Annotated in this window: 14 protein-coding genes; 9 read left to right on the plus strand and 5 right to left on the minus strand. The window is 71.6% G+C overall.

The genetic code is table 11. The features are described from left to right. Nucleotides 1–9 precede the first annotated feature (9 nt). Both CVV72_RS04855 and CVV72_RS04860 read left to right on the plus strand, forming a co-directional pair. Complete coding sequence (locus tag CVV72_RS04855) at nt 10–630, plus strand: LysE family translocator (RefSeq protein ID WP_255632526.1); 621 nt, start codon at nt 10–12, stop codon at nt 628–630. Nucleotides 631–634: 4 nt separating this feature from the next. Then, complete coding sequence (locus CVV72_RS04860) at nt 635–940, plus strand: hypothetical protein (protein WP_219151223.1); 306 nt, start codon at nt 635–637, stop codon at nt 938–940. On the opposite strand, the gene CVV72_RS04865 is transcribed toward CVV72_RS04860, so the two are convergent. The 4 genes from CVV72_RS04865 to CVV72_RS04880 are packed head-to-tail and all read right to left on the minus strand — an operon-like array spanning nt 913 to nt 4,270. Continuing rightward, nucleotides 913–1,707 (minus strand): MerR family transcriptional regulator, encoded by a 795-nt coding sequence (locus tag CVV72_RS04865; RefSeq protein ID WP_219151224.1) that lies wholly within the window; start codon nt 1,705–1,707, stop codon nt 913–915. The genes CVV72_RS04860 and CVV72_RS04865 overlap by 28 nt on opposite strands. Nucleotides 1,708–1,736: 29 nt before the next feature. Next, a complete protein-coding gene (locus CVV72_RS04870; RefSeq protein WP_219151225.1) occupies nt 1,737–2,525 on the minus strand; it encodes an alpha/beta fold hydrolase in 789 nt (262 codons plus the stop codon). 57 nt (nt 2,526–2,582) lie between these two features. After that, nucleotides 2,583–3,689: a cytochrome P450 gene (locus CVV72_RS04875; protein ID WP_255632527.1), complete on the minus strand. Its 1,107-nt coding sequence runs from the start codon at nt 3,687–3,689 to the stop codon at nt 2,583–2,585. Between the two features lie 50 nt (nt 3,690–3,739). Continuing rightward, entirely contained in the window at nt 3,740–4,270 is a 531-nt protein-coding gene (locus CVV72_RS04880) for a MarR family winged helix-turn-helix transcriptional regulator (RefSeq protein WP_219151227.1), read from the minus strand. A 128-nt stretch (nt 4,271–4,398) separates the two neighbouring features. Here CVV72_RS04880 and CVV72_RS04885 point away from each other — a divergent pair, with 128 nt between their 5' ends. Then, the gene (locus CVV72_RS04885; RefSeq protein ID WP_219151228.1) at nt 4,399–5,199 is read left to right on the plus strand and encodes an SAM-dependent methyltransferase; all 801 of its coding nucleotides are present in this window, start codon (nt 4,399–4,401) and stop codon (nt 5,197–5,199) included. A gap of 269 nt (nt 5,200–5,468) precedes the next feature. Here CVV72_RS04885 and CVV72_RS04890 read toward each other — a convergent pair whose 3' ends face one another. Continuing rightward, entirely contained in the window at nt 5,469–5,879 is a 411-nt protein-coding gene (locus CVV72_RS04890) for a helix-turn-helix transcriptional regulator (protein WP_219151229.1), read from the minus strand. A 127-nt stretch (nt 5,880–6,006) separates the two neighbouring features. Here CVV72_RS04890 and CVV72_RS04895 point away from each other — a divergent pair, with 127 nt between their 5' ends. The 6 genes from CVV72_RS04895 (at nt 6,007) to CVV72_RS04920 (ending at nt 21,197) form a co-directional block, all read left to right on the plus strand. Further along, complete coding sequence (locus tag CVV72_RS04895) at nt 6,007–6,411, plus strand: arsenate reductase ArsC (protein ID WP_219151230.1); 405 nt, start codon at nt 6,007–6,009, stop codon at nt 6,409–6,411. Between the two features lie 32 nt (nt 6,412–6,443). Then, a complete protein-coding gene (gene arsB, locus CVV72_RS04900; RefSeq protein WP_304511369.1) occupies nt 6,444–7,523 on the plus strand; it encodes an ACR3 family arsenite efflux transporter in 1,080 nt (359 codons plus the stop codon). Beyond that, nucleotides 7,520–8,584, plus strand: a complete 1,065-nt coding sequence (locus CVV72_RS04905) for an ArsO family NAD(P)H-dependent flavin-containing monooxygenase (protein WP_219151231.1) — start codon at nt 7,520–7,522, stop codon at nt 8,582–8,584. Before arsB ends, CVV72_RS04905 begins: the two co-directional genes overlap by 4 nt. A 397-nt stretch (nt 8,585–8,981) precedes the next feature. After that, nucleotides 8,982–12,410 (plus strand): AMP-binding protein, encoded by a 3,429-nt coding sequence (locus tag CVV72_RS04910; protein ID WP_219151232.1) that lies wholly within the window; start codon nt 8,982–8,984, stop codon nt 12,408–12,410. Then, nucleotides 12,407–15,859 (plus strand): non-ribosomal peptide synthetase, encoded by a 3,453-nt coding sequence (locus tag CVV72_RS04915; protein ID WP_219151233.1) that lies wholly within the window; start codon nt 12,407–12,409, stop codon nt 15,857–15,859. The genes CVV72_RS04910 and CVV72_RS04915 overlap by 4 nt, the downstream gene beginning before the upstream one ends. A gap of 13 nt (nt 15,860–15,872) precedes the next feature. Further along, the gene (locus tag CVV72_RS04920) at nt 15,873–21,197 is read left to right on the plus strand and encodes a type I polyketide synthase (protein ID WP_219151234.1); all 5,325 of its coding nucleotides are present in this window, start codon (nt 15,873–15,875) and stop codon (nt 21,195–21,197) included. The last annotated feature ends 123 nt before the right edge of the window (nt 21,198–21,320 follow it).

The following is a 21,320-nucleotide window of genomic DNA, read 5'->3' on the forward strand; positions in this document are numbered from 1 at the left end:
GGGGACCGCTTGACCCTTTTCACTCTGCTCGCTTTCACGGCCGCGGCGGCGGTCATCGTCATCGTTCCGGGGCCGGATCAGGCGCTGCTGCTCCAGACGAGTGCCGCCGCCGGACGCCCGGCGGCGGTGCGCACCGCCGCCGGGGTCCTGCTCGGCATCGTCCTATGGGGTGTCGCTTCGGTGGTGGGGCTGTCGGCGTTGCTGGCCAACGGCAGTGTGGCCTTCCGGGTCGTCACCGTGATCGGAGCGGCCTACCTGATGTGGCTCGGGATCATGGCCCTGCGGTCCGCGTTCTCGCCGCCTGCTCCCGCGCCGAAACGGGAAGAGCGGGGGAACACGGGTTTCTTCCTGCGCGGGCTGCTCATGAACTGCCTGAACCCGAAGATCGGCCTGTTCTATCTCTCGATTCTTCCGCAGTTCCTCCCGGGCTCGTCGGCGTCGGCCCTCGGCGCCGAGCTCGTGCTTTTCGCCATCTATGTCACGGTGAGCGCCCTGTGGCTGTTCGGGTTCGCGTTCGCGGCTGGGAGCCTCCACCCGTTCCTGAATCGGCCGCGGGTCAAGCGATCGTTGGACTCGGTCGTGGGCGTGATCTTGCTGGGACTCGGAGTCATCGCCTTGGTGGGAGTGTGACGGTGTGGTCGTACGACAGGATGAATCGGCTTTGCGGCGGGAGATTCTCGTCGAGACCGGCGGCGAGGTAGGACGTGCCCTCGACGCGGTCGAACGGGCACGGAGCGTGCTGAGAGTGTCCGGTGATCCGTTGATGGCCGCGGTCGACAGCGCCCTCACCTGTGCTGTCTCCCTGATCGAACTTCGGCGGCGCGGAACGGAATGCGACGTCGACACGCTCCACAGCGCCCTGGGCGCGGCTCGTGCGCTGGTCGGCGAAGTGACCTTCGCCGTTCGCGACAGCTATCCGGGGCCGAACTCGCGGGGGTGAACTGCCATGCGTTCGAGCTTCGTCCAGCCGGTCCAGCCTCGCGTTCTCAACAGCTCGATCAGGCGGCGGGCCGGCGGGGCGGTGTCGAAGGCCAGGGTGTCCATCAGTTCGGCGAACGGTGGGGCGACCTCGGTATCGCCGACATCGGCCTCGTTCCGCTCGTCGGCCATCCGCGTGATGTACCTGGCCAGCTCGTCGGCGAGTTCGACCAGCTCGGGATCGTCGCCCGGCCGGTCGAGAGCCTGCCCCAGGGTGAGGTAGAAAGCGATGAGCGGTGGGTCGGCGATCTGCTCCCGCTTGCGCGCCGCCCACTCTGGGACCCGCTCGGGTGAGTGCGCCGCCAGCAGGATCCAGCCGTCCCGCTCGACCTCGACGATCCGCTCGTCGACACCGTGCGCCCGCAGCCGATCGAGGATCTCGACCACCTCCGGGGGCAGTACGAGACCGTCCCCGGAGGTGAGCCGGGCGATCCGCTCGCGATGCCGCTGCCGCTGCCGGATCTCGGCTCGCAACCGCTCGTCGATGTCGGTGACCGCCGCGGCGAAGTCCTCCTCCCCGGCCCGGAGCAGTTCCCGCACTCGCGAGAGCGGGACCCCGGCTTCGGCGAGAGTCCTGATCCTGACCAGCTCGACCACGGCACCGGCGTCGTACCTCCGGTAGCCGGAGTGGTCGCGTCCGGGCTCCGGCAGCAGGCCCTTGGCGTGATAGTGCCGTACCGCGCGCACCGTCACCCCCGCGTACGACGCCAGCTCACCGATGGTCAACATCCGCCCAGTGTCCTCGACCGGCGTGCCGGTCAGAAGGGCACCTCGCCGGCGTCGCGGATCAACCGGGCGATCTCCGGAGCGTGGGTGACGACGAGCCGGTGATCGGCGTCGAGCCACGACGTCGAGAGGTGCGGTCGTTCGCGGGCGAGCCGTTCGGCTCCCGCCAGCCAGTTCTCGTTACGCCACCGCGTTCGATCGTCGTCGCCGTTCCCGGCCATCGACGTCGACATGATCAGGTGGATCGGGCAGCCGATCTCCCGGTACCGGTCGAGGATGCCGGAACGCACCGCTTCGATCTCGATGTTCAGGTCGAGGAAGTCCTGAGGAGTCAGCAGCACCTGACGCGCGGTGCCCGCGACCCGCTCGAACTCGTGTCGCAGTCCTTCCGCCATCGCACGGAACTCCGGCAGATCGGCCTCGGTGAGGAACGGTTCGGGCACCGGGTTCGCGCCGTCCACGAGGACGAGCCCGGAGACGGCGTCCGGATGGTCGGCGGCGTAGTGCACGGCCAGGTCCGCGCCCAGCGAATGTCCCACGAGCAGGGGCGCGCGGTGATCCGACTCCGCCACGACGGCGCCGAAATCGCCGAGGAACGCTTCGAAGGTGTACCGGTCGGCGGGTGAGGAGAGGCCATGGCCCCTGAGGTCGAAGGCCACCACATCGTGGTCGCGGCGCAGGAGCTCGATCAGCTCGCACAAGTCGGCCTGTGTCGTGAGAAGCCCGGGACACAGGACCAGCGGACGTCCTTGGCCGCCGCGGGAGACCTGGATCGTGACGCCGTCGTGGTGGACCGTGAAATGGCTGTCGTGCGTGCTCATGGCAGCATGCTGACGGGTTGACCCTGCGTCAGGGGCAACCCGTCGGCGACGAGGGTGTCACCAGGTGATCGGGACGGTGACGGGGCCGCGGAGGGTGAGGAACATCGGCCGCCAGGCGAGTTCGTCGAACGGCACGGCAAGCCGCAGCCGTGGTGCGGCGGCGAGCAACGCGGTGATACCCACCTGAAGCTCCGTGCGGGCCAGTGCGGCGCCGAGACAATGGTGTGGGCCGTGCCCGAAAGTGAGGTGGCCGGGCTTACGGGAGAGATCGACGAGGTCCGGTTCCGGGAAGCGCCGGCGATCGTGGTTGCCTGCCCGCAAGGGCGCGAGGACGAATTCGCCCGCACGGATGGGAATTCCGCCGATCTCGGCATCCTCGACGGCGACCCGCCCTTGGTCCGCGGCCGAACCCTGGTCCTGTCGCAGGAGTTCCTCGACCAGTGCGGGGATCCCGGCGGGATCGCGGGGGAGTGCCGGTTCGACGGCCAGCCGCAGTACGGCTTGCGCCAACGCGTTCGCCGGTGGGACGTATCCGGCGATGATGATCGCGAAGGCGAGCTGCGTGATCTCCTCCGGGCGCAGCGAGTCGCCGGAGTCGTCGCGGGCCTCGATCAGGCCGGTCAGCAGATCTTCGCCGGGTGCGTTCCGCTTGGCCTCCACCAGTTCCGCGAAGTAGGCACCCAGTTTTTGGGCCGCTTCGGCCATTTCCTCGTAGTTCGGCGCGGTGAACACCGCGACGATGCTGTCGGTCCAACCCTGCAGCTCGTCGCGAGCCGCTTGCGGGACACCGAGAAGTTCACTGAGCGCGGTGAGGGCGAAGGGGATCGCGTACTCGTTCAGCACGTCGGCGGGCGGGCCTTGCGAGATCAGGTTCGCGGCCGACTCCGCCGCGACGGCTTCCAGGCTCGGGCGCAACAGCTCGATCCGGCGCGGCGTGAGCGCCTTGGCGGCGATGCGCCGCAGCCGCGCGTGCTCGGGGCCCGACATGGTGAAGAGCAATCCTCCGCCGTCGGCCGAGCCGGTCCCGGGCATCCAGGGGCGGAATCGTGGATCGCTGAGCAATCCCCGGACGTCGGCATAGCGGGTGACGAGCCAGGCGTCCTCGCCGGTGGCCAGGCGCACCCGGCCGACGGGCTCCTCGTCCTGACGGCGGATGAACTCCACGGGACACCGCAAGGGTTCCGTGTCCGTGAATGGGTATTCGGCTGCCCCAGTCATGTTCTCTCTCCGTTCCTCGGTCTTCCGGTCGTCTTCTCGGCCAGCGAGTGCAACGGTGTCAGCGCGGCATCCTCGTCCACCCCCAGCGCGCGAGCGGTGAGCAGCCGGTACAGCTCCTCCGCCGCCCGGGTGAGCCGTGCCGCGCGGTCCGCGACCGAATCCCGGTCCGGATCGAGTTCGGCGAGCGCCGAGGCGAGGATCTCTTCGGCGGCACGTTGCTGGCGCAGGGCAACCGCCTCGACCAACGCGTCGACCGGGACGACCAAGGTGCGGCGGCGATCCGCCGGGTCGGGGCGCGTCACCACCGCGCCCTCCGCCCGCATCCGGGCGACGGCGCCGGAGACGTGGCTCTGCGCGAAACCGGTACGGGCGGTCAATTCCCCGATCGACATACCCGGCCCCCCGACGAGTACCGAAATCAGCACGTCATAGATCTCCGGGGTCTCCGGATCCGCGTCGTCACGCATGCCCCGGGCGGCGAGCTCCATCAGATGCTTGCCGAGAAGATACAACTCACTGGCCTTCACATCGATAACGATACATCTAAAACGATGCTTTTGTGGGCCGGCGGGGTCGATGGTTTCGAGTGAGGCATCGCAGTCGGTACCGTACTGGCGACAGGGGTGTGCCGAGCCGAGACAGTGCGAGGTGTGGGGTGTCCGTGGCGGGTGGACGGGTTCCGGAGGGTGTCGACATCCGGGTGCCCAGTGCGGCACGGGTCTACGACTGGCTTCTCGGCGGCAGCCACAATTTCGACGCCGACCGCGCTGTCGGGGAAAAGGTCATGGCGGTCCTGCCGTCGGGCCGTCAGGTCGCCGCGTCCAACCGTGCGTTCCTCCGCCGCGCCGTGCGGTACATGGTCGGGCAGGGCATCACCCGGTTCCTCGACCTGGGATCGGGGATCCCGGCGGTCGGCAACGTGCACGAAATCGCCCAGGACATGGATCCCGGATGCCAGGTGGTCTATGTCGACTACGACAAGGTCGCCGTCGCCCACAGCCGCCTCATCCTGGACGGCAACCCGAACGCCGCCGTTGTCGAGGAAGACCTCTGCGAGCCTCAGGCGGTCCTGAATTCACCGGCGGTGCGGGCGTTGCTGGCCGCCGGGCTGCCGATCGGGCTGCTGATGGTGGCCGTGTTCCATTTCATCCCGGACAGCCTGCGCCCCGCCGAGATCGTCGCCCGTTATCGGGAGGCGCTGCCGGCAGGCAGCCTGGTCGCGCTGTCGCATCTGACCGCGGACCACGCGCCACGGGAGATGGCGGCGGTCACCGAGGCGATGAAGAACAGCAGGGACCCCATGTACTTCCGCCCCTACGCCGATGTCGCCGCTCTCTTCGACGGACTGGAGTTGGTCGACCCCGGTGTGGTGAGCGCGCCATTGTGGCACCCGGAACCCGGCCTCCGAGACGTCGAACCGGACGACGTCTACGCCGGGGTCGGACGCAAGGTCTGACCGCGGCGCTGGGCTACGGAGGCCTCGGTCTGCCCCTCCGGTTCACCGGCCGGCGCCGATGTCGTACCTGCCGAGGCCGATCCGGCGCCCAACGTCATCAGCGCCGCGGCCGCGAAACCGCCATATCGCAGGTTGAACATGGTCGATCCCCCGTCTTCGCGGAATTTCGCCCGCTGTTCCGCTGGGCGGGGACCACGTACACGCCTTTTCGTCAGGGCGAAACCGAATCCGATGGTGCGGCCGATCGTTCTTCCGATCGGCAAGTGCCGCTAGCAGCGCGTGGCCCGCTGCCCGGCCGACAGCGGTGCGGCCCGGTCGGCCAGCGGCCCGCCGGTCGTCAGCAAGGCCTCCAAGGTCCGCAGTGGCTCGGGAACGATGCTGTACCAGCTCCACGTTCCCCGGCGCTCCCGTTCGAGGATGCCCGCCGTGACCAGGACGCGCAGGTGATGGCTGAGCGACGGCTGAGGCATGTCGAACTCCTCGGCGAGGTCGCAGAAGCACGCCTCGCCGCCCGGTGAATAGCGGACCAGGGAGAGCAGCCGGATCCGCACGGGGTCCGACAGTGCCTTGAACAGCTTCGCCGCGTGTTCCGCCTCGTCCTGGGCCACGACCGCCGCGGGCTCGGCCATCAGCAGGGTGATGGGCACCGGCTTCCGGGTGCGGCCGTTCTCGGTCGCCATGTGCCCTCCTCGGTTCGTGTGACCTGTGACGACGAGCGTACCCACTGGATTGACAAACGTCGATACAGGCCGTTGAATTGGATTCACGGACTTCGATCCAGATCTCGCCCCCGCCCTGAGGAGAGCCATGACCCGCACGCCCGAGGTGTTGTTCGTCTGCGTGCACAACGCCGGCCGCTCGCAGATGGCCGCCGCGTTGCTGCAGCACTATTCGCTCGGGCGGATCGCGGTGCGGTCCGCGGGGTCCGAGCCCGCGGACAAGGTGAACCCGGCGGCCGCGGCGGCGCTGGCCGAGTGGGGCCTGGACATCACCGCCGAGGTGCCGAGCAAGCTGTCCACAGAGGACGTCGAAGCGTCCGACGTGGTGATCACCATGGGGTGTGGTGACACGTGCCCGGTGTTCCCCGGCAAGCGGTATCTCGATTGGCCGTTGGAGGACCCGGCCGGGCAGGGTGTGGAGGCCGTTCGCCCGATCCGGGACGAGATCGACCGCCGCGTCCGCGGCCTGGTCGCCGAAATCCTCGACGCCTGACCTCTCGCTTCCGACCTCTGGAGACCCAGCCCGTGACTCAAACCGCCGACAAGGCCGGCACCCCGGCCGACACCGACGTCCTGCACAAACTGTCCTTTCTGGACCGCTTCCTCCCCGTCTGGATCATCGTCGCCATGGGCGCCGGACTGCTGCTGGGCAGCGTGATCCCCGGCCTGCAGGGCGTGCTGGACGCGGTGAAGATCGGGCAGGTGTCGCTGCCGATCGCGCTCGGTCTGCTGCTGATGATGTATCCGGTGCTGGCGAAGGTCCGCTACGACAAGCTCGACACCGTGACCAAGGACAAGCGCACGATGGTGCTGTCCTTGGTGCTCAACTGGATTCTCGGCCCGGCGTTGATGTTCGCGCTCGCCTGGCTGATGCTGCCCGACCTTCCCGAGTACCGGACCGGGCTGATCATCGTCGGGCTCGCGAGGTGTATCGCGATGGTGATCATCTGGAACGACCTCGCCTGCGGTGACCGCGAGGCCGCCGCGGTGCTGGTCGCGCTGAACTCGGTGTTCCAGGTGATCATGTTCGGCGTGCTCGGCTGGTTCTATCTCGATCTGCTGCCGGGCTGGCTGGGCTTGGACACGACGACGCTGGACTTCTCGCCGTGGGAGATCGCGCTCAGCGTGGTCATCTTCCTCGGGATCCCGCTCGCCGCCGGCTACCTGTCCCGCCGCGTCGGGGAGCGGAGCAAGGGCCGCGACTGGTACGAGGGCACGTTCCTGCCCAAGATCGGCCCGATCGCGCTCTACGGCCTGCTGTTCACGATCGTGATCCTGTTCGCCCTGCAGGGCGACAACATCACCTCCCGCCCGCTCGACGTCGCCCGGATCGCGCTGCCGCTGCTGGTGTACTTCGCGATCATGTGGATCGGCGGCTACCTGCTGGGCAAGGCGTCCGGGCTGTCGTACGAGCGCACCACGACACTGGCGTTCACCGCCGCGGGCAACAACTTCGAACTCGCGATCGCCGTCGCCATCGGCGTCTTCGGCGTCACCTCCGGGCAGGCACTCGCCGGGGTCGTCGGGCCACTGATCGAAGTCCCGGTGCTGGTCGCGCTCGTCTACGTCAGCCTCTGGCTGCGGAAACGCTGGACCACCGAGTGACCGGAACCGCGCAGGTAGTGGTCATCGGCGGGGGACAGGCCGGTCTCGCCGCGGGCTACTACCTGCGCCGCGCCGGCCTGGACTTCGTCATTCTCGACGCCCAGGCCCAGCCGGGCGGTGCCTGGAGCCACGGCTGGGACTCGCTGCGCCTGTTCTCCCCGGCGAGGCACAGTTCGTTGCCGGGGTGGCCGATGCCGCCCTTTCCGGGACCCGGGTATCCGACCGCCGGGCATGTCGTCGAGTACCTTGCCGCGTACGAGAAACGCTACGAGCTGCCGATCCGCCGAGCCGAGACGGTCACCGCCGTGTCCCACGACGGCACCCGATTCGCGGTGCGCACCGATACGGGGGAGTGGAGCGCCGGGGCGGTCGTGAGCGCGACCGGCACCTGGTGGCGTCCCTTCCTGCCGCTGATGCCCGGTGGGTTCACCGGCCGCCAGCTGCACACGGTGGACTACCGCGGTCCGGAGGAGTTCGCGGGCCAGGATGTCGTGGTGGTCGGCGGCGGCAACTCCGGCGCTCAGATCGCCGCCGACCTCGCCGGCACGGCGAACCTGACCTGGGTCACCCGCCGCCCACCCCGCTACCTGCCTGACCACATCGACGGCAAGGCCCTCTTCGACGTCGCCACCCGGCGCCGCCGAGCCCTCGAAACCGGGCAGGCCGACACCGCGGGCGTCGCCGGGCTGGGCGACATCGTCGCCGTCCCGTCCGTCCGTGAGGCCCGTGACGCGGGCCTGCTGCGGCCCCGCGAGATGTTCGCGCGACTCGGCACCGATGGTCCCGTGTGGACGGACGGCACCCGCCGGCACGCCGACGCGGTCATCTGGTGCACCGGCTTCCGGCCCGCGCTAGGCCACCTCGCCCCGCTGCGGCTGCGCACCACCCGCGGCCGCATCCCCACCGAGGGCACCCGTGCCGTCGCGGAGCCCCGGCTGCACCTGCTCGGCTACGGCGACTGGACCGGCCCCGCCTCGGCCACGCTCATCGGCGTCGGCATGACGGCCCGGGCCGCGGTCGGCGACCTCAAGGCCGGCAGTGGACGCCGGGCAATCTTCTGAACGCTTTACGTCACCGCCGCGGTATTGAATGTCGTATTTCTGAATCGATTGCGGAAATCTGCCCTGCGGTTGTTCGTGAACGAATTCGATGACACGGTGTCGGTTAATATCCGACGTGTCACCGAATGTGATCGACCGAGTGTCGTTGGTGGCCGAACGATGGTCGCGAAGTACCGTCCAGGGAACGGATTCGGGCCTGGATCGTGGGGAACTGCGGCGTATGGTCCAATATGGATGGATCGTTCGGACTAAATCCGCTGAAATCGTATTCCTCGGCGCGGCCGGTCGTCATAACCTTGCGTGATTCTTCACCTGAATCTGCACTGGGGAGCAAGATGAAGTCCACGCAGTTGTTGTCGCGCGCCCGAAAAACCTCGGAGCGACTGCTCGACGCCCGATGACACATTCCGGCTGCGTCGGCCGATTCGATACACATGCCCGGCGGTCGCCCGACCGGATCGCGGTCTTCGAGCACGGCACCGAGCTCACCTACGCCCGGCTCGCCGGCCTCGCGGGCGGCCGCGCGCTGCGGTTGCGCGACGCCGGTGTCCGGCCGGGGGAGCGGGTCGGGCTCGTCACCGGACACGGCAGCGCCGCGATCGCGGCGATCCTCGGCACCCTCGCCGCGGGCTGCACCTACGTCCCGCTGGACCCGACCTTCCCCCGCGAGCGTCTCGAGTACCAGCTCACGGCCGCGCGGGTGACCGTCGTGCTCGCGGATCCCGAGTACGTCGAGCTCGCGGAGGCGTTGTGCAGCACCGGATCCGCGCGGCTCGTGCGCTCGGGTACGGAGACCGCGCCGCTCCCGGTGCCCGAATCCGATCCGGACGGCTTGGCGTACGTGCTGTTCACCTCCGGGTCCACCGGACGGCCGAAGGCGGTCGCGCAGACCCACCGCAACCTCCTGCACGTCGTCGACAACCAGATCGCCGCGCTCGGCATCACCGCGGCCGACCGGCTCAGCCTGCTCGCGTCGTTCGGTTTCGACGCGGCGATCCCGGACCTTTACCCGGCGCTGCTCACCGGCGCCGCGCTCGTACCGATCGACCTGCGTGCGCACGGCGTCGCCCATGCCGCGCGCGAGCTGGCCCGGCACGAGGTGACCGTCTACCACTCGACGCCCACGGTCTACCGGCACCTGCTCGACGTCCTCGGCGAGACCGGCCTCCCGTTCGTGCGGACCGTACTGCTCGGCGGCGAGCAGGCGACCCACGCCGACGTCCGCCGTGGCCGGTTCGCGCCGGAGTGCGTGTTCGTCAACGGCTACGGCGCCACCGAGGTGACGTTCGCCGCGCACTACCGGACGACCGCCGCCGAGCTGGCCCCGGACGCCGACGGGCCGTTGCCGATCGGGCGCGCGCTCCCCGGGTTCAGGCTGTCCGTGCTGGACAGCGGCGAAATCGAGGTACGCGGACGGCACCTCGTCGACGGCTACCTCGACCAGCCGAGCCCGGCGTTCGGGGTGACCGCCGACGGCGACCGGCGTTACCGGACCGGCGACCTCGGCAGACTGCTGCCGGACGGCAACGTCGTCTGCCTCGGACGGCTCGACCGGCAGGTCAAGGTCCGCGGCTTCCGGGTGGAGCCGGCCGAGATCGAGGCCCGGCTCGCCGAACAGCCCGGCGTGGCCGAGGCCCGCGCGATCGTGCGCGACGGCGACCTGCTCGCCTACGTGACCGCGGCCGGGCCGCGTCCGGACGGCCGGATGCTGCGCGCCGCGCTGGCGGGCGTCCTGCCCGGTCACTCGGTTCCCTCGGCGGTGGCGGTGCTGGACGCTTTTCCGCTGACCGTGACCGGAAAACTCGACGAACTGGCGCTGCCGGACCCGAGGTCGGCGGCGACCGTCCCGGCCGAGCGGCTGACCCCGGACGAGGAACGCGTGCACCGGATCTGGTGCGCGGTCCTGGGCCGTGACCGGGTCGGGCGCACCGAGGCGTTCTTCGACGCCGGCGGCGACTCGCTGCGGCTCGGCCGGGTGCAGGCGGGACTGGCCGACGAGTTCGGCGTGGACGTCCCGCTGCTCGCCCTGTTCGAGCGCACGACGATCGCCGGGCAGGCCGCCTGGTTCACGGAGTCCACTTCGGACACTCCGCCGCCGGTCACCGGGGAGGAGCCCGCCGGGGATCTCATCGCCGTCGTCGGCCTGGCCTGCCGGTTCCCCGGCGCGCCGGACGCCGCCTCATTCTGGTGGAACCTCTGCGCGGGCGTCGACTCGATCCACGACTACGCCGACGAAGAACTGGCGGCGCTGGGCATCGGACCGGGCCTGCGTGCCGACCCGGCGTACGTGCGTGCCGGAGGCCGGATCGAAGGTGTCGAAGAGTTCGACGCCGGGTTCTTCGGGTTCACCGCCGACGAGGCCGCGCGAACCGACCCGCAGCACCGGCTCTTCCTCGAAACGGCGTGGCAGGCACTCGAGGACGCGGGACGCGACCCGGCCGCCGAGACCGGGCCGGTCGGGGTGTTCACGGCCGCCTCGGTGAACCGCTATTTCCTGTTCCACCTGTTCGGCAATCCGGCCGTGACCGGCGACGTCGACCCGGACGACTGGGAGGGGCGGCTGACCGGCCGTCAGCTCACCGACCACCTGCCCGGCCAGGTCGCCTACCGGCTGGGGCTGACCGGGCCGGCGGTGGCCGTGCAGAGCGCGTGCTCCAGCTCGCTCGCGGCGGTGGCGCTGGCCGCGCAGAGCCTCGCGGACTACCGGTGTGACGTCGCGCTGGCAGGCGGGGCGAGCGTGACCTGGCCGCGGTACCGCAGTGGCGGGCTCGCCTCACCGGACGGCCGGTGCCGCGCGTTCGACGTCGCCGCGGCGGGCGCCGGGTTCAGCTCGGGCGCCGGCGTGGTCGTGCTGCGACGGCTGTCCGACGCACTCGCCGACCGCGACCACGTCTATGCCGTGCTACCGGGTTGGGCGATCACCAACGACGGCCCGGACCGCGCGGGCTACGCCGTGCCGGGTCCGGCCGGACAGGCGGCCGCGGTGGCCGAGGCACTGGCCGTCGCGGAGGTCGCCCCGGACGAGATCGCGCTGCTCGAAGCCCACGGCAGCGGCACCCCGCTGGGTGACGCGATCGAGGTGGCCGCGCTCAACCGCGTCTACGGGGGCACACCGCCGGAAACCTGTGCGCTGGGCTCGGTGAAGACGAACATCGGGCACCTCGACGCGGCGGCCGGTATCGCCGGGCTGATCAAGGCCGTGCTGTCCGTGCGGCACGGTGTCATCCCGCCGAGCCTGCACTTCACGGCCCCCCACCCGGAGGTCGACCTGGCGGGCGGCCCCTGGTACGTCCCGGCGAAGGCCACCGACTGGCCCGTCCGCGAGCGACGGGTGGCCGGGGTCAGCTCGTTCGGCATGGGCGGCACGAACGTGCACGTGATCGTGGAGGAGGCCCCGGCCGTCCCGCCACGGCAGGCGGCGAGCGGCCCGTTCGTGCTGCCGGTGTCCGCGCGTGACACGAAGGCGTTACGCGAGGCGGTGTCCCGGCTGCGCGACCGGCTCGCCACGGACGCGCCGGACCTCAGGGACACGGCGTTCACGCTTTCGGCGCGGCGGGCCTTCGCGTGCCGGGCCGCCGTGGTGGCGGACTCGGTCCCGTCGGCGGTCGCCGCGCTCGACGCGTTGCTGGCGAACGGAACCGACGTCGAGGGCCCGGCCGGGGCGGAGCGAGACCTGGCCGCCCACTGGGCCGCAGGCGGCGAGATCGCAGGGGGAACGGACGGCGATCCCGGCCGCGTCCCCTTGCCGGGTTATCCGTTCCAGCGGGAGCGGCACTGGATCGAGCCACCGCATCACCACACAACCGACCAGGAGATCCCTCGGTGACCGACACCTTGCCCGTCGTGGGAGGCCATGGCCCGCCACTGTCCTATCCGGACACCACGATCACCGGGCTGATCCTCGCCCAGGCCGCGCGTACGCCGGACGCCGTAGCGGTCCGGCAGGGTGACGCCCGGCTCACCTACCGCGAGCTGGTCGCGTCGGCGGCCGGTGTCGCGCGGCTGCTGCGGGCCCGGGGTGCCGGGCCCGGCACCCGCGTCGGCGTCTGCGCCGACCGGCGGCCGGAGCTGATCCCGACCGTCGTGGGTGTGCTGCTGTCCGGGGCCGCCTACGTGCCGCTCGAACCCGGCGGCCCGAAGACGCGGCTGGCCGAGATCGCCGCCGACGCCGGGATCTCCCTTGTCGTCGGTGATCGCGCGCGGGCCGAATTCGGTGCCACGGCAGGCATCGAGGCGCTCGATGTGCCCCCGCCCGCAGACGGCCCTGTCGAGTGCCCCGCCGGTCCGGACGACCTCGTCCACCTTCTCTACACTTCCGGCTCCACCGGGCGGCCCAAGGGCGTGCTGACGAGTCACCGCAACGTGGTCGCGTTCGTGACCGGGTTCGCCGCCGCCCTCGGTATCCGGCCCGGCGCCCGGGCGCTCGGCATCTCCTCGCCCGGCTTCGACGCCTTCACCATGGACGTGTTCGTCCCGCTGGCGCACGGCGGATCGGTCCAGCTCGCCGGTGCCGCCGACCGGGCCGACCCCGAACGGCTGCGGCGGTTCCTCGTCGAGCACGACGTCGAGTGGGGTTTCGTCACACCGACGCTGCTGTCCATGGTGGATCCCGCGGCCGTTCCCGGCTGGCGCGTCATCGCCTGCGGTGGCGAGCCGGTGCCCGCGGAACTCGCCGCGCGCTGGATGCCGGGACGGCGGTTCTTCAACGCCTACGGCCCGACCGAGACCACCGTCGTGGTCGTCACCGACGAGGTCACCGGCATTCCCGCCGATCCGCTGCCGCTCGGCCGTCCGACACCGAACCACCGGGCGTACGTCGTGGACGCGGAGCTGCGGCCGGTCGCCCCCGGCGAGATCGGCGAGCTGCTCATCGGCGGCCCGGGCCTCGCGCGGGGCTACCTCGGCAGCCCGGAGCTGACCGCCGCGAAGTTCGTCGACGACCCGATGATGCCGGGGGAGCGGCTCTACCGCACCGGTGACCTGGCCCGCGAGCTGCCCGACGGCCGTCTCGAGTTCGCCGGCCGCGCCGACCGGCAGGTGAAGGTCCGCGGCCAGCGGATCGAGCTCGGCGAGGTGGAGGCCGCGCTCGCGACCCATCCCGGCGTCGATGCCGCCACCGTGGAGGCCGTCCCCGGGCCGGGCGGCACCCGGCTGGTGGCCTTCCTGGCACCGGCGTCCGCACCGTCCGATGTGGACATTCTGGGACAGGGCCTGCTCACCGCGGCGATGCGCCCGGCCGCCGTCCGGGTGCTCGACCGCCTGCCGGTCAACCCGGTCACCGGCAAGATCGACCGGCCCGCGCTGCGCGATCTGGCCGAAACGGCACTGGCGGAAGGCCGAGAGGACCTCGGCCCGCTCGGCACCCCGGCCGAACGCGCGGTCGCGGCCATCTGGCGGCGAGTGCTCGGCGACGGAGCGGGGACGGATTTCCTGGCCTCGGGCGGGAACTCGATCGCCGCGATGCGCCTGGTCGCGGCGCTGCGGGCGGAGCTGGCCGCGGACGTCGCCACGGAGGACGTGCTCGCGAGCGGCACGCTCGACGGGCTCACCCGGCGAGTCGCGGCCGCGCCGCCACTGACCGGGCCGGGGCTGACCACGGGGCACGCGCCCGAGCTTTCCCCGCAGCAGCGGCGGCTGTGGTTCCTCGACCAGCTCGCCCCGGACGCCGCGCCGTACAACATCGCGATGGCGTTCCGGCTGACCGGCGCGCTGGACGTCGACGCGCTGCGCCGCGCCCTGCGCGCGGTCGCCGAGCGGCACGACGTGCTCCGCTGGCGGATCCGGGCCGTCGGCGGCGCGCCGCTGGCGGATCTCCTGCCGCCGTCGGATGTCCCGCTGCCGGTGGCGCCGGTGACCGAGGACGGTCTGAGCGCCAGGCTGGCCGCCGACGCCGCGACGCCGGTGCGTCTCGACCGCGAGGCTCCCTGGCGCGTGCGGCTGTACCGGCTCGGCGAGACGGAACACGTGCTCGGTTTCACGCTGCATCACGCGGTGTTCGACGGCTGGTCGCAGGACCTGCTGTGCGCCGACCTGTCGGCGGCCTACCGGGGCGAACCGCTGCCACCGCCGGTGGCGTCCTATGCGGACTACGCGGTGTGGCGGGCAGGACGCGACGAACGCCGGGAGGCCGTGGACGTAGCGTGGTGGAACGAACATCTCGCCGGTGCGCCGACGACGGTGGACCTTCCACGGGACCGGCCGCGCCCGGCTGTGCAGACCTACCGCGGCGCGAGCCTGCGTCAGTCCTTTTCGGACGGTGTCGCCGAGTCGGTCCGGGCACTGGCCACCCGCACCGGCACGACCCGCGCCGGGGTGCTGCTCGCCGCGTTCGGCCAGCTGCTGAGGCGGCTCACCGGCACCGCCGACCACCTGGTCGCCACGGTCGTCGCGGACCGGCAGCTCGCCGAATGCCAGGAGATCGCGGGATTCTTCGTGGACATCGTCCCGGTGCGGCTGCGGGCCGACGACGCCGCGGACTTCGCGACGCACGTCCGCGACGGCGGTGCGGAACTCCTCGCCGCGACCGCGCATCCGGCCGCGCCGGTCGAGCGGCTCGTCGAGGCGCTCGGCGTGCCCCGCGATCCCGCGCACGCCCCGCTCGTGCAGGTGATGTTCAACGTCCTGAACTTCACCGAGCCCCGGTTGGACCTGCCCGGTGTGCGGTCGGCGTGGCTGCCGGTCGACAAACCGGGGTCGCCGTTCGATCTCACGGTGTACGTCCACGACGACGGCGTCGAACTGCTGTACAACCCGGACCTGTTCGACCACGCCCGGATGGCCGGGCTCGCCGAGGACTACGTCGCGCTGCTCGGCGCGCTGGCCGCGGCACCGGACGCACCGGTCGGGACGAGCGTGCCGGAGCTGCCGCGGGCGGAAGTCCGCACCGCCGCGTCTGCCGCGTCGACCCGCGCCAGGGCGCGGCCGCCGTCGGTGGCCGCGGATCCGGCGGCGGCCGCGACCGAAGCCGTGATCGCGCGTGCCTGGTGCGACGTCCTCGGCGTCGCCGAAGTCGGGCACACCGACAACTTCTTCGACGTCGGCGGGAATTCCCTCGCCCTGGCCAGGGTGCACGCCCAGGTCTGCGCCCGGCTCGGCCGCCGGATCCCGTTGGTCGACCTGTTCACCCACCCCACCGTCCGCGCCCTCGCCGCGCACCTGCACTCCGGCGGCGCCGCCGTCCCGGAACTGGCCCGCGCCGCCGAGCGCGTCGCCGCTCGCCGAGGCCGGACCCAGACCAGAAGACCCCGTCGCACCGCCGGCCCGGCCGGCCCCTGATAGGAGCACCACCGTGACCCACCTTCCCGAAACCGGCGCCGGCGATCCCGGAGCCGAACCGATCGCGATCGTCGGACTCGACATTCGCGTGCCCGGCGCGCGTGACGCGCGGCAGTTCTGGCGCAACCTCGTCGACGGTGTCGAGTCGATCGTGCCCGCCACCCGTGAAGAGATGATCGCCCGCGGCGCCGCACCGGACACCGTGGACGATCCGAGCTGGGTGAACGCCACCGCGATGGTCGACGGCTTCGACGAGTTCGACGCCGAGCTGTTCGGCATGACCAGCCGCGAAGCCGAGATCACCGACCCGCAGCATCGGTTGTTCCTCCAGTCGTGCCACGCCGCGCTGACCGACGCGGGCTACGACCCGGCCCGGTTCGACGGCGCGATCGGCGTCTACGGCGGATCCGGGGGCACCGGATACCTGACCGAGAACCTGATGCGCAACGAGCGGCTCCTCGCCTCTCAGCACGGCGGTATCGGCATCTCGACCGGCAACCAGCCGAGCTACCTGACGACCTCGGTGTCGTACAAGCTCAACCTGCGCGGCCCGAGCCTCGCGGTGTTCACCGCCTGCTCGACGTCCCTGGTCGCGGTACACCTGGCCTGCGAGGCGCTGCGCAACGGCGAATGCGACATGGCGCTGGCGGGCGGGGTCAACCTGGAGATGCCGCACGGCGTCGGCTACATGGGCGTCGACGGCTTCACTTCGCCGGACGGCCACGTGCGCACGTTCGACGCCGGCGCCAACGGCACGGTCTGGAGCAGCGGTGTCGGCGTCGTGCTGGTGAAGCGGCTGTCCCAGGCGATCGAGGACGGTGACCACATCCGGGGCGTCGTGCTGGGCAACGCGATCAACAACGACGGCGCCACCAAGGTGGGCTTCTCCGCGCCGAGCGTGTCCGGGCAGACCGAGGCGATCGCGCAGGCCGTCGGCATGGCCGGTGTCGATCCGCGCACCATCGGCTACGTCGAGGCGCACGGCACCGGGACCGCGCTGGGCGACCCGATGGAGATCACCGCACTGTCCACTGTGTACGGGGACAGGGTCGCGGACACCGGCTGGTGCGCCATCGGCTCGGTGAAGTCCAACATCGGGCACCTGTCGCAGGCGGCCGGTGTGGTCTCGTTGATCAAGGCCGTACTCGTCATGGAGCACGGGCTGATCCCGCCGACCATCAACTACCACGAGCCCAACCCGGGTATCGACTTCCCGGCGAGCCCGTTCTACCCGGCGCGCGAGGTGACGAAGTGGGAGGCGGGCCAGGCACCGAGGCGGGCGGGCGTCAGCTCCTTCGGCGTCGGCGGCACCAACGCGCACGTCGTGCTGGAGGAGGCGCCGGTCCTCGACTGGTCCCGGACACCGCACCCGGCGCACCTGCTGCGGGTGTCGGCCAACACCGCGGAAGCGCTCTCCGCCGCGGTCGACCGGCTGGCCGAGCGGCTGGCCGGGGACGTCGACCTCGACCTCGCCGACGTGGCCCACACGCTGGCCGCCGGGCGCACCGAGTACCCGCACCGCGCGGTCGTCGTCGCCCGTGACACGGAGGACGCGGTCGACGGGCTGCGGGATCCGCGGCGCCTGGTGTCCGCGCAGGCCGCGGAGACGAACGTGGCCTTCCTGTTCCCCGGCCAGGGTTCCCAATACGCCGGGATGGGCGCGGAGCTGTACGAGGCCGAGCCGGTGTTCGCCGCGGCCGTCGACGAGTGCCTGCGGCTGCTCGAATCCGAGCTGCCGGAGTTGCGCGAGCTGATCTTCGGTCGCGGTGGCGAGCAGGCGCTGCGGGAAACCCGCGTGACCCAGCCCGCGCTGTTCGTCGTCGAGTACGCGCTGGCGAGGCTGTGGCAGAGCTGGGGTGTGCGGCCCACGGCGATGATCGGCCACTCGGTCGGCGAGTACGTCGCCGCCACCGTCGCCGGGGTCTTCACCCTGCCGGACGCGCTGAACCTGGTCGCCACGCGCGGCCGTCTGATGCAGTCGATGCCCGCCGGGGCGATGCTGGCCGTCCAGCTCGACGAGGAGAGTGTCGCTACTCGGCTGCCCGACACCCTCGCGGTCGCCGGGGTGAACGGGCCGGGCACGTGCGTCGTGGCCGGGCCGTCGGACGCGGTCGCGGACTTCGCGGCGACGCTCAAGGCCGGCGGCGTCCAGTGCCGCGAACTGGTGACGTCGCATGCCTTCCACTCGCCGATGATGGACCCGATCCTCGCCGAGTTCACCGCGGCCGTCGCCGCCGTCACCCGTACCGCGCCCGCGCGGCCGTTCCTCTCGAACGTCACCGGCGACTGGATCACCGACGCCCAGGCCACCGACCCCGCCTACTGGGCGTCCCACCTGCGTCAGGCCGTCCGGTTCGGCGACTGCGTCAAGAACCTGTTCGCGCGCGGCGGCCGCTGGGCGCTCCTCGAATGCGGCCCGGGCCATCAGCTGTCCGGGCTGGCCCGCGGCCAGGTGCCGAAGGGCATGCCCGCGCCGCAGCCGAGCCTGCCGGGCCGCACCGAGCGGATCGGCGACGTCGAAACGCTGTACGGCGCCGCCGGTCTCTTGTGGACGAACGGGGTTTCCCTGGAACCGCGCATGTTCGGCGCACCCGGCCATCGGGTACCGCTGCCCGGCTACCCGTACGCGCGCAAGCGGTACTGGGTCGATCCGGACCCGGCCACGGCCACCCAGCCCGCGCGGCGGAGCGGTCCGCTGCCCCTGTCCGAGTGGTTCGCGGTCCCGGCGTGGCGGCAGGCGGAACCGGACCTGAGACGCGAGCCCTTCGCGAACGCCCTCGTTTTCGCCGCCGACGACGTCCTGCCCGGATTGCTGCGCGACGCAGGCGTGACGGTCACCGAGGTGCGTCCCGGTGACGGGTTCGCCGCGACGGAGACCGGGTTCACCGTCCGGCCCGGGGTGCGCGAGGACTACGACGCGCTCGTGGCCGCGCTGCCCGCCCGGCCCGAGCGGGTCGTGCACGCCTGGACGCTGGCCGGGGAAGAGCGCGGCATGGCCGCACAGGACCACGGTTTCTTCAGCCTGCTCAACCTCGTCCAGGCCTGGGGCGAGCCGGTGCGGATCGACGTGGTGAGCACCGGCACCGCCGATGTCACCGGCACCGACCTGACCCGCCCCGAGCACGCGACCCTCGCCGGTATCGCGCGGGTGGTGCCACTGGAGATCCCCGGCACCGTGGTGCGCCGGATCGATGCGGACCGCGTGCCGGACACCATCGCCGAACTGTTCCGCCCGGCCGACGCGGCGGCCGAGGTCGCGTTGCGCTCCGGCCGTCGCTGGGTGCTGGACTACACCCAGCTCGAACTGCCCGCGGCCGCCGAGCCGGTGTTGCGGGACGGCGGCCGGTACCTGATCACGGGCGGGACCGGCGGCATCGGCATCACGCTCGCCGAGGATCTCGCCCGCCGGGTGCGGGCGAAGCTCGTGCTGCTCGCCCGCACCGGGCTGCCGCCTCGGGAGGAGTGGGACGCGCACCTCGCCGCGCACGGCGGCACCGACCGCGCCGGGCGCACGATGCTCGCCGTGCGGCGGATGGAGGCCGCGGGCGCGGTGGTGCACGTCGCCGCCGCCGACGTCACCGACGCGGCGCGCCTGCGCGAGGTGCGTGAGCTGGCCGAGCGCGAGTTCGGCGGCCTCGACGGGATCGTGCACGCCGCCGGGCTGCCCGGTGGTGGTGTCGCCGAGGTGAAGGAGCGGGCCGCGGCGGAGGCCGTGCTGGCCCCGAAGATCGCCGGAACGCTGGCGCTGGCCGAGGCGTTCGCCGACCTGCCGATGGACTTCGTCGCGCTGTGCTCGTCGATCACCGCGGTGGCGGGCGGCATCGGGCAGGTCGACTACTGCGCCGCCAACAACTTCCTCGACGCCTACGCGCGGGGCGGCCACGGCTGGCGGGCGCGGCTCGTCTCGCACGCCTGGGGTGGCTGGGAAGAGGTCGGCATGGCCGCGGAAGTGGCCGCGCCGACCACGATCCGCACCGCCCGGTCACGGGCACTCGGCCCGGTCGAGCATCCGGTGCTCACCACGCGCACCGAGGACGGCGCGCACGGGCTCGTCTCGGCGGCCACGCACTGGTTGCTCGACGAGCACCGGATCGCCGGGGTGCCGGTGGTGCCGGGGACGGGACACCTGGAGATCGTCCGCGCGGCGGTGGCCGCGGCGCTGCCGAAGCCCGGTGACGGGTACGTCGTCGAGCTGCGGGACGTCGCGTTCCTCGAGCCGTTCGGGGTCCCGGACGGTGCCACCGCGGAGTACCGCGTGGAGTTCGACGGCGACGACTTCACCGTGACCAGCCACGTCGCCGGCGCGAGCCGGACGCACGTGCGCGGTTCCGCGGGATGGGTCGCCGGCGGCTCGACGTCCACAGTGGACATCGAGGCGGTGACCGGACGGACCGAGCCGATCGACGACGGGAACGGCTTCGGCTCCGGCCGCACCAGCATGGTCACCTTCGGCCCGCGCTGGGCGGCGCTGCGCGAACACCGCATCGGCGCACAGGAAGAGCTGGCCACGATCACGGCTCCCGGCGCGGCGGCGGGCGACGTCGGCTCGTGGGGTCTGCACCCGGCACTGCTGGACGTCGCGACCGCGTTCGGCCGCGGCCGGGGGAGCGGCACCTACCTGCCGATGAGCTACGGCCGGATCGTCGTGCACGATGCGCTCCCGGCGAGTTTCCGCAGCCACCTGCGCTACCGCGACTCCGGCGGCGACCAGGTGGTGGCGGCCGACCTCTCGCTGTGCGACGAGACCGGCCGCGTGCTCGTCACGATCGAGGACTTCGTGCTGCGGCAAGTGGATCAGGAGGCCGTCGGCGGCGGCCTGGCCGCGACGTCGACAGTGACCACTGTGTCCACTGTGGACAAGACGTCGACCGGGATCCGGCCGGTGGACGGGGCCGAGGCGTTCGTCCGGGCGTTGTCACCGGGTCTCGGCGGTCAGGTGGTGATCAGCACGCTGCCGGTGCGGGAGCTGATCGAGCGGCAAGTCACCGTCGAGGAGCTGGACGAACCCGAGGAAGCGGCGGTGAAGGTGTCGGAGGACGACTACGTCGCCCCGCGCACCGACCTGGAGGCCGAGATCGCCCGCCAGTGGACCGAGCTGCTCGGCGTGGAGAGGATCGGCATCCACGACGACTTCTTCGCCCTCGGTGGCAACTCGCTGGTCGCCATCCAGCTCATCGCCCAGGTGCGCAAGGCCACCGGCACGCGGCTGGCGATGAAGACGCTGTTCGAAGCGTCCACAGTGGCCACCCTGGTCGAGCGGATCGAGGAGTTGCGCGCCGACAAGGCCGAGGCGCCGGTCGAATCCGCCCGGGCCACCATCCCGAAGCTCGAACGCTGAAGCGATGAAGGTCATCGAGGGTAAAGCGAAGGTCTCGTGTTCGGGTGCGGTGCCGGACTGTGTGGATTTCGGTGCGTTGGCCGACCCGAAATCCACACGGTCCGGCGAGACCGTCCCTGTCAC

Source organism: Amycolatopsis sp. TNS106, assembly GCF_019330265.1.
GTDB classification, from domain to species: Bacteria; Actinomycetota; Actinomycetes; order Mycobacteriales; family Pseudonocardiaceae; genus Amycolatopsis; species Amycolatopsis lurida.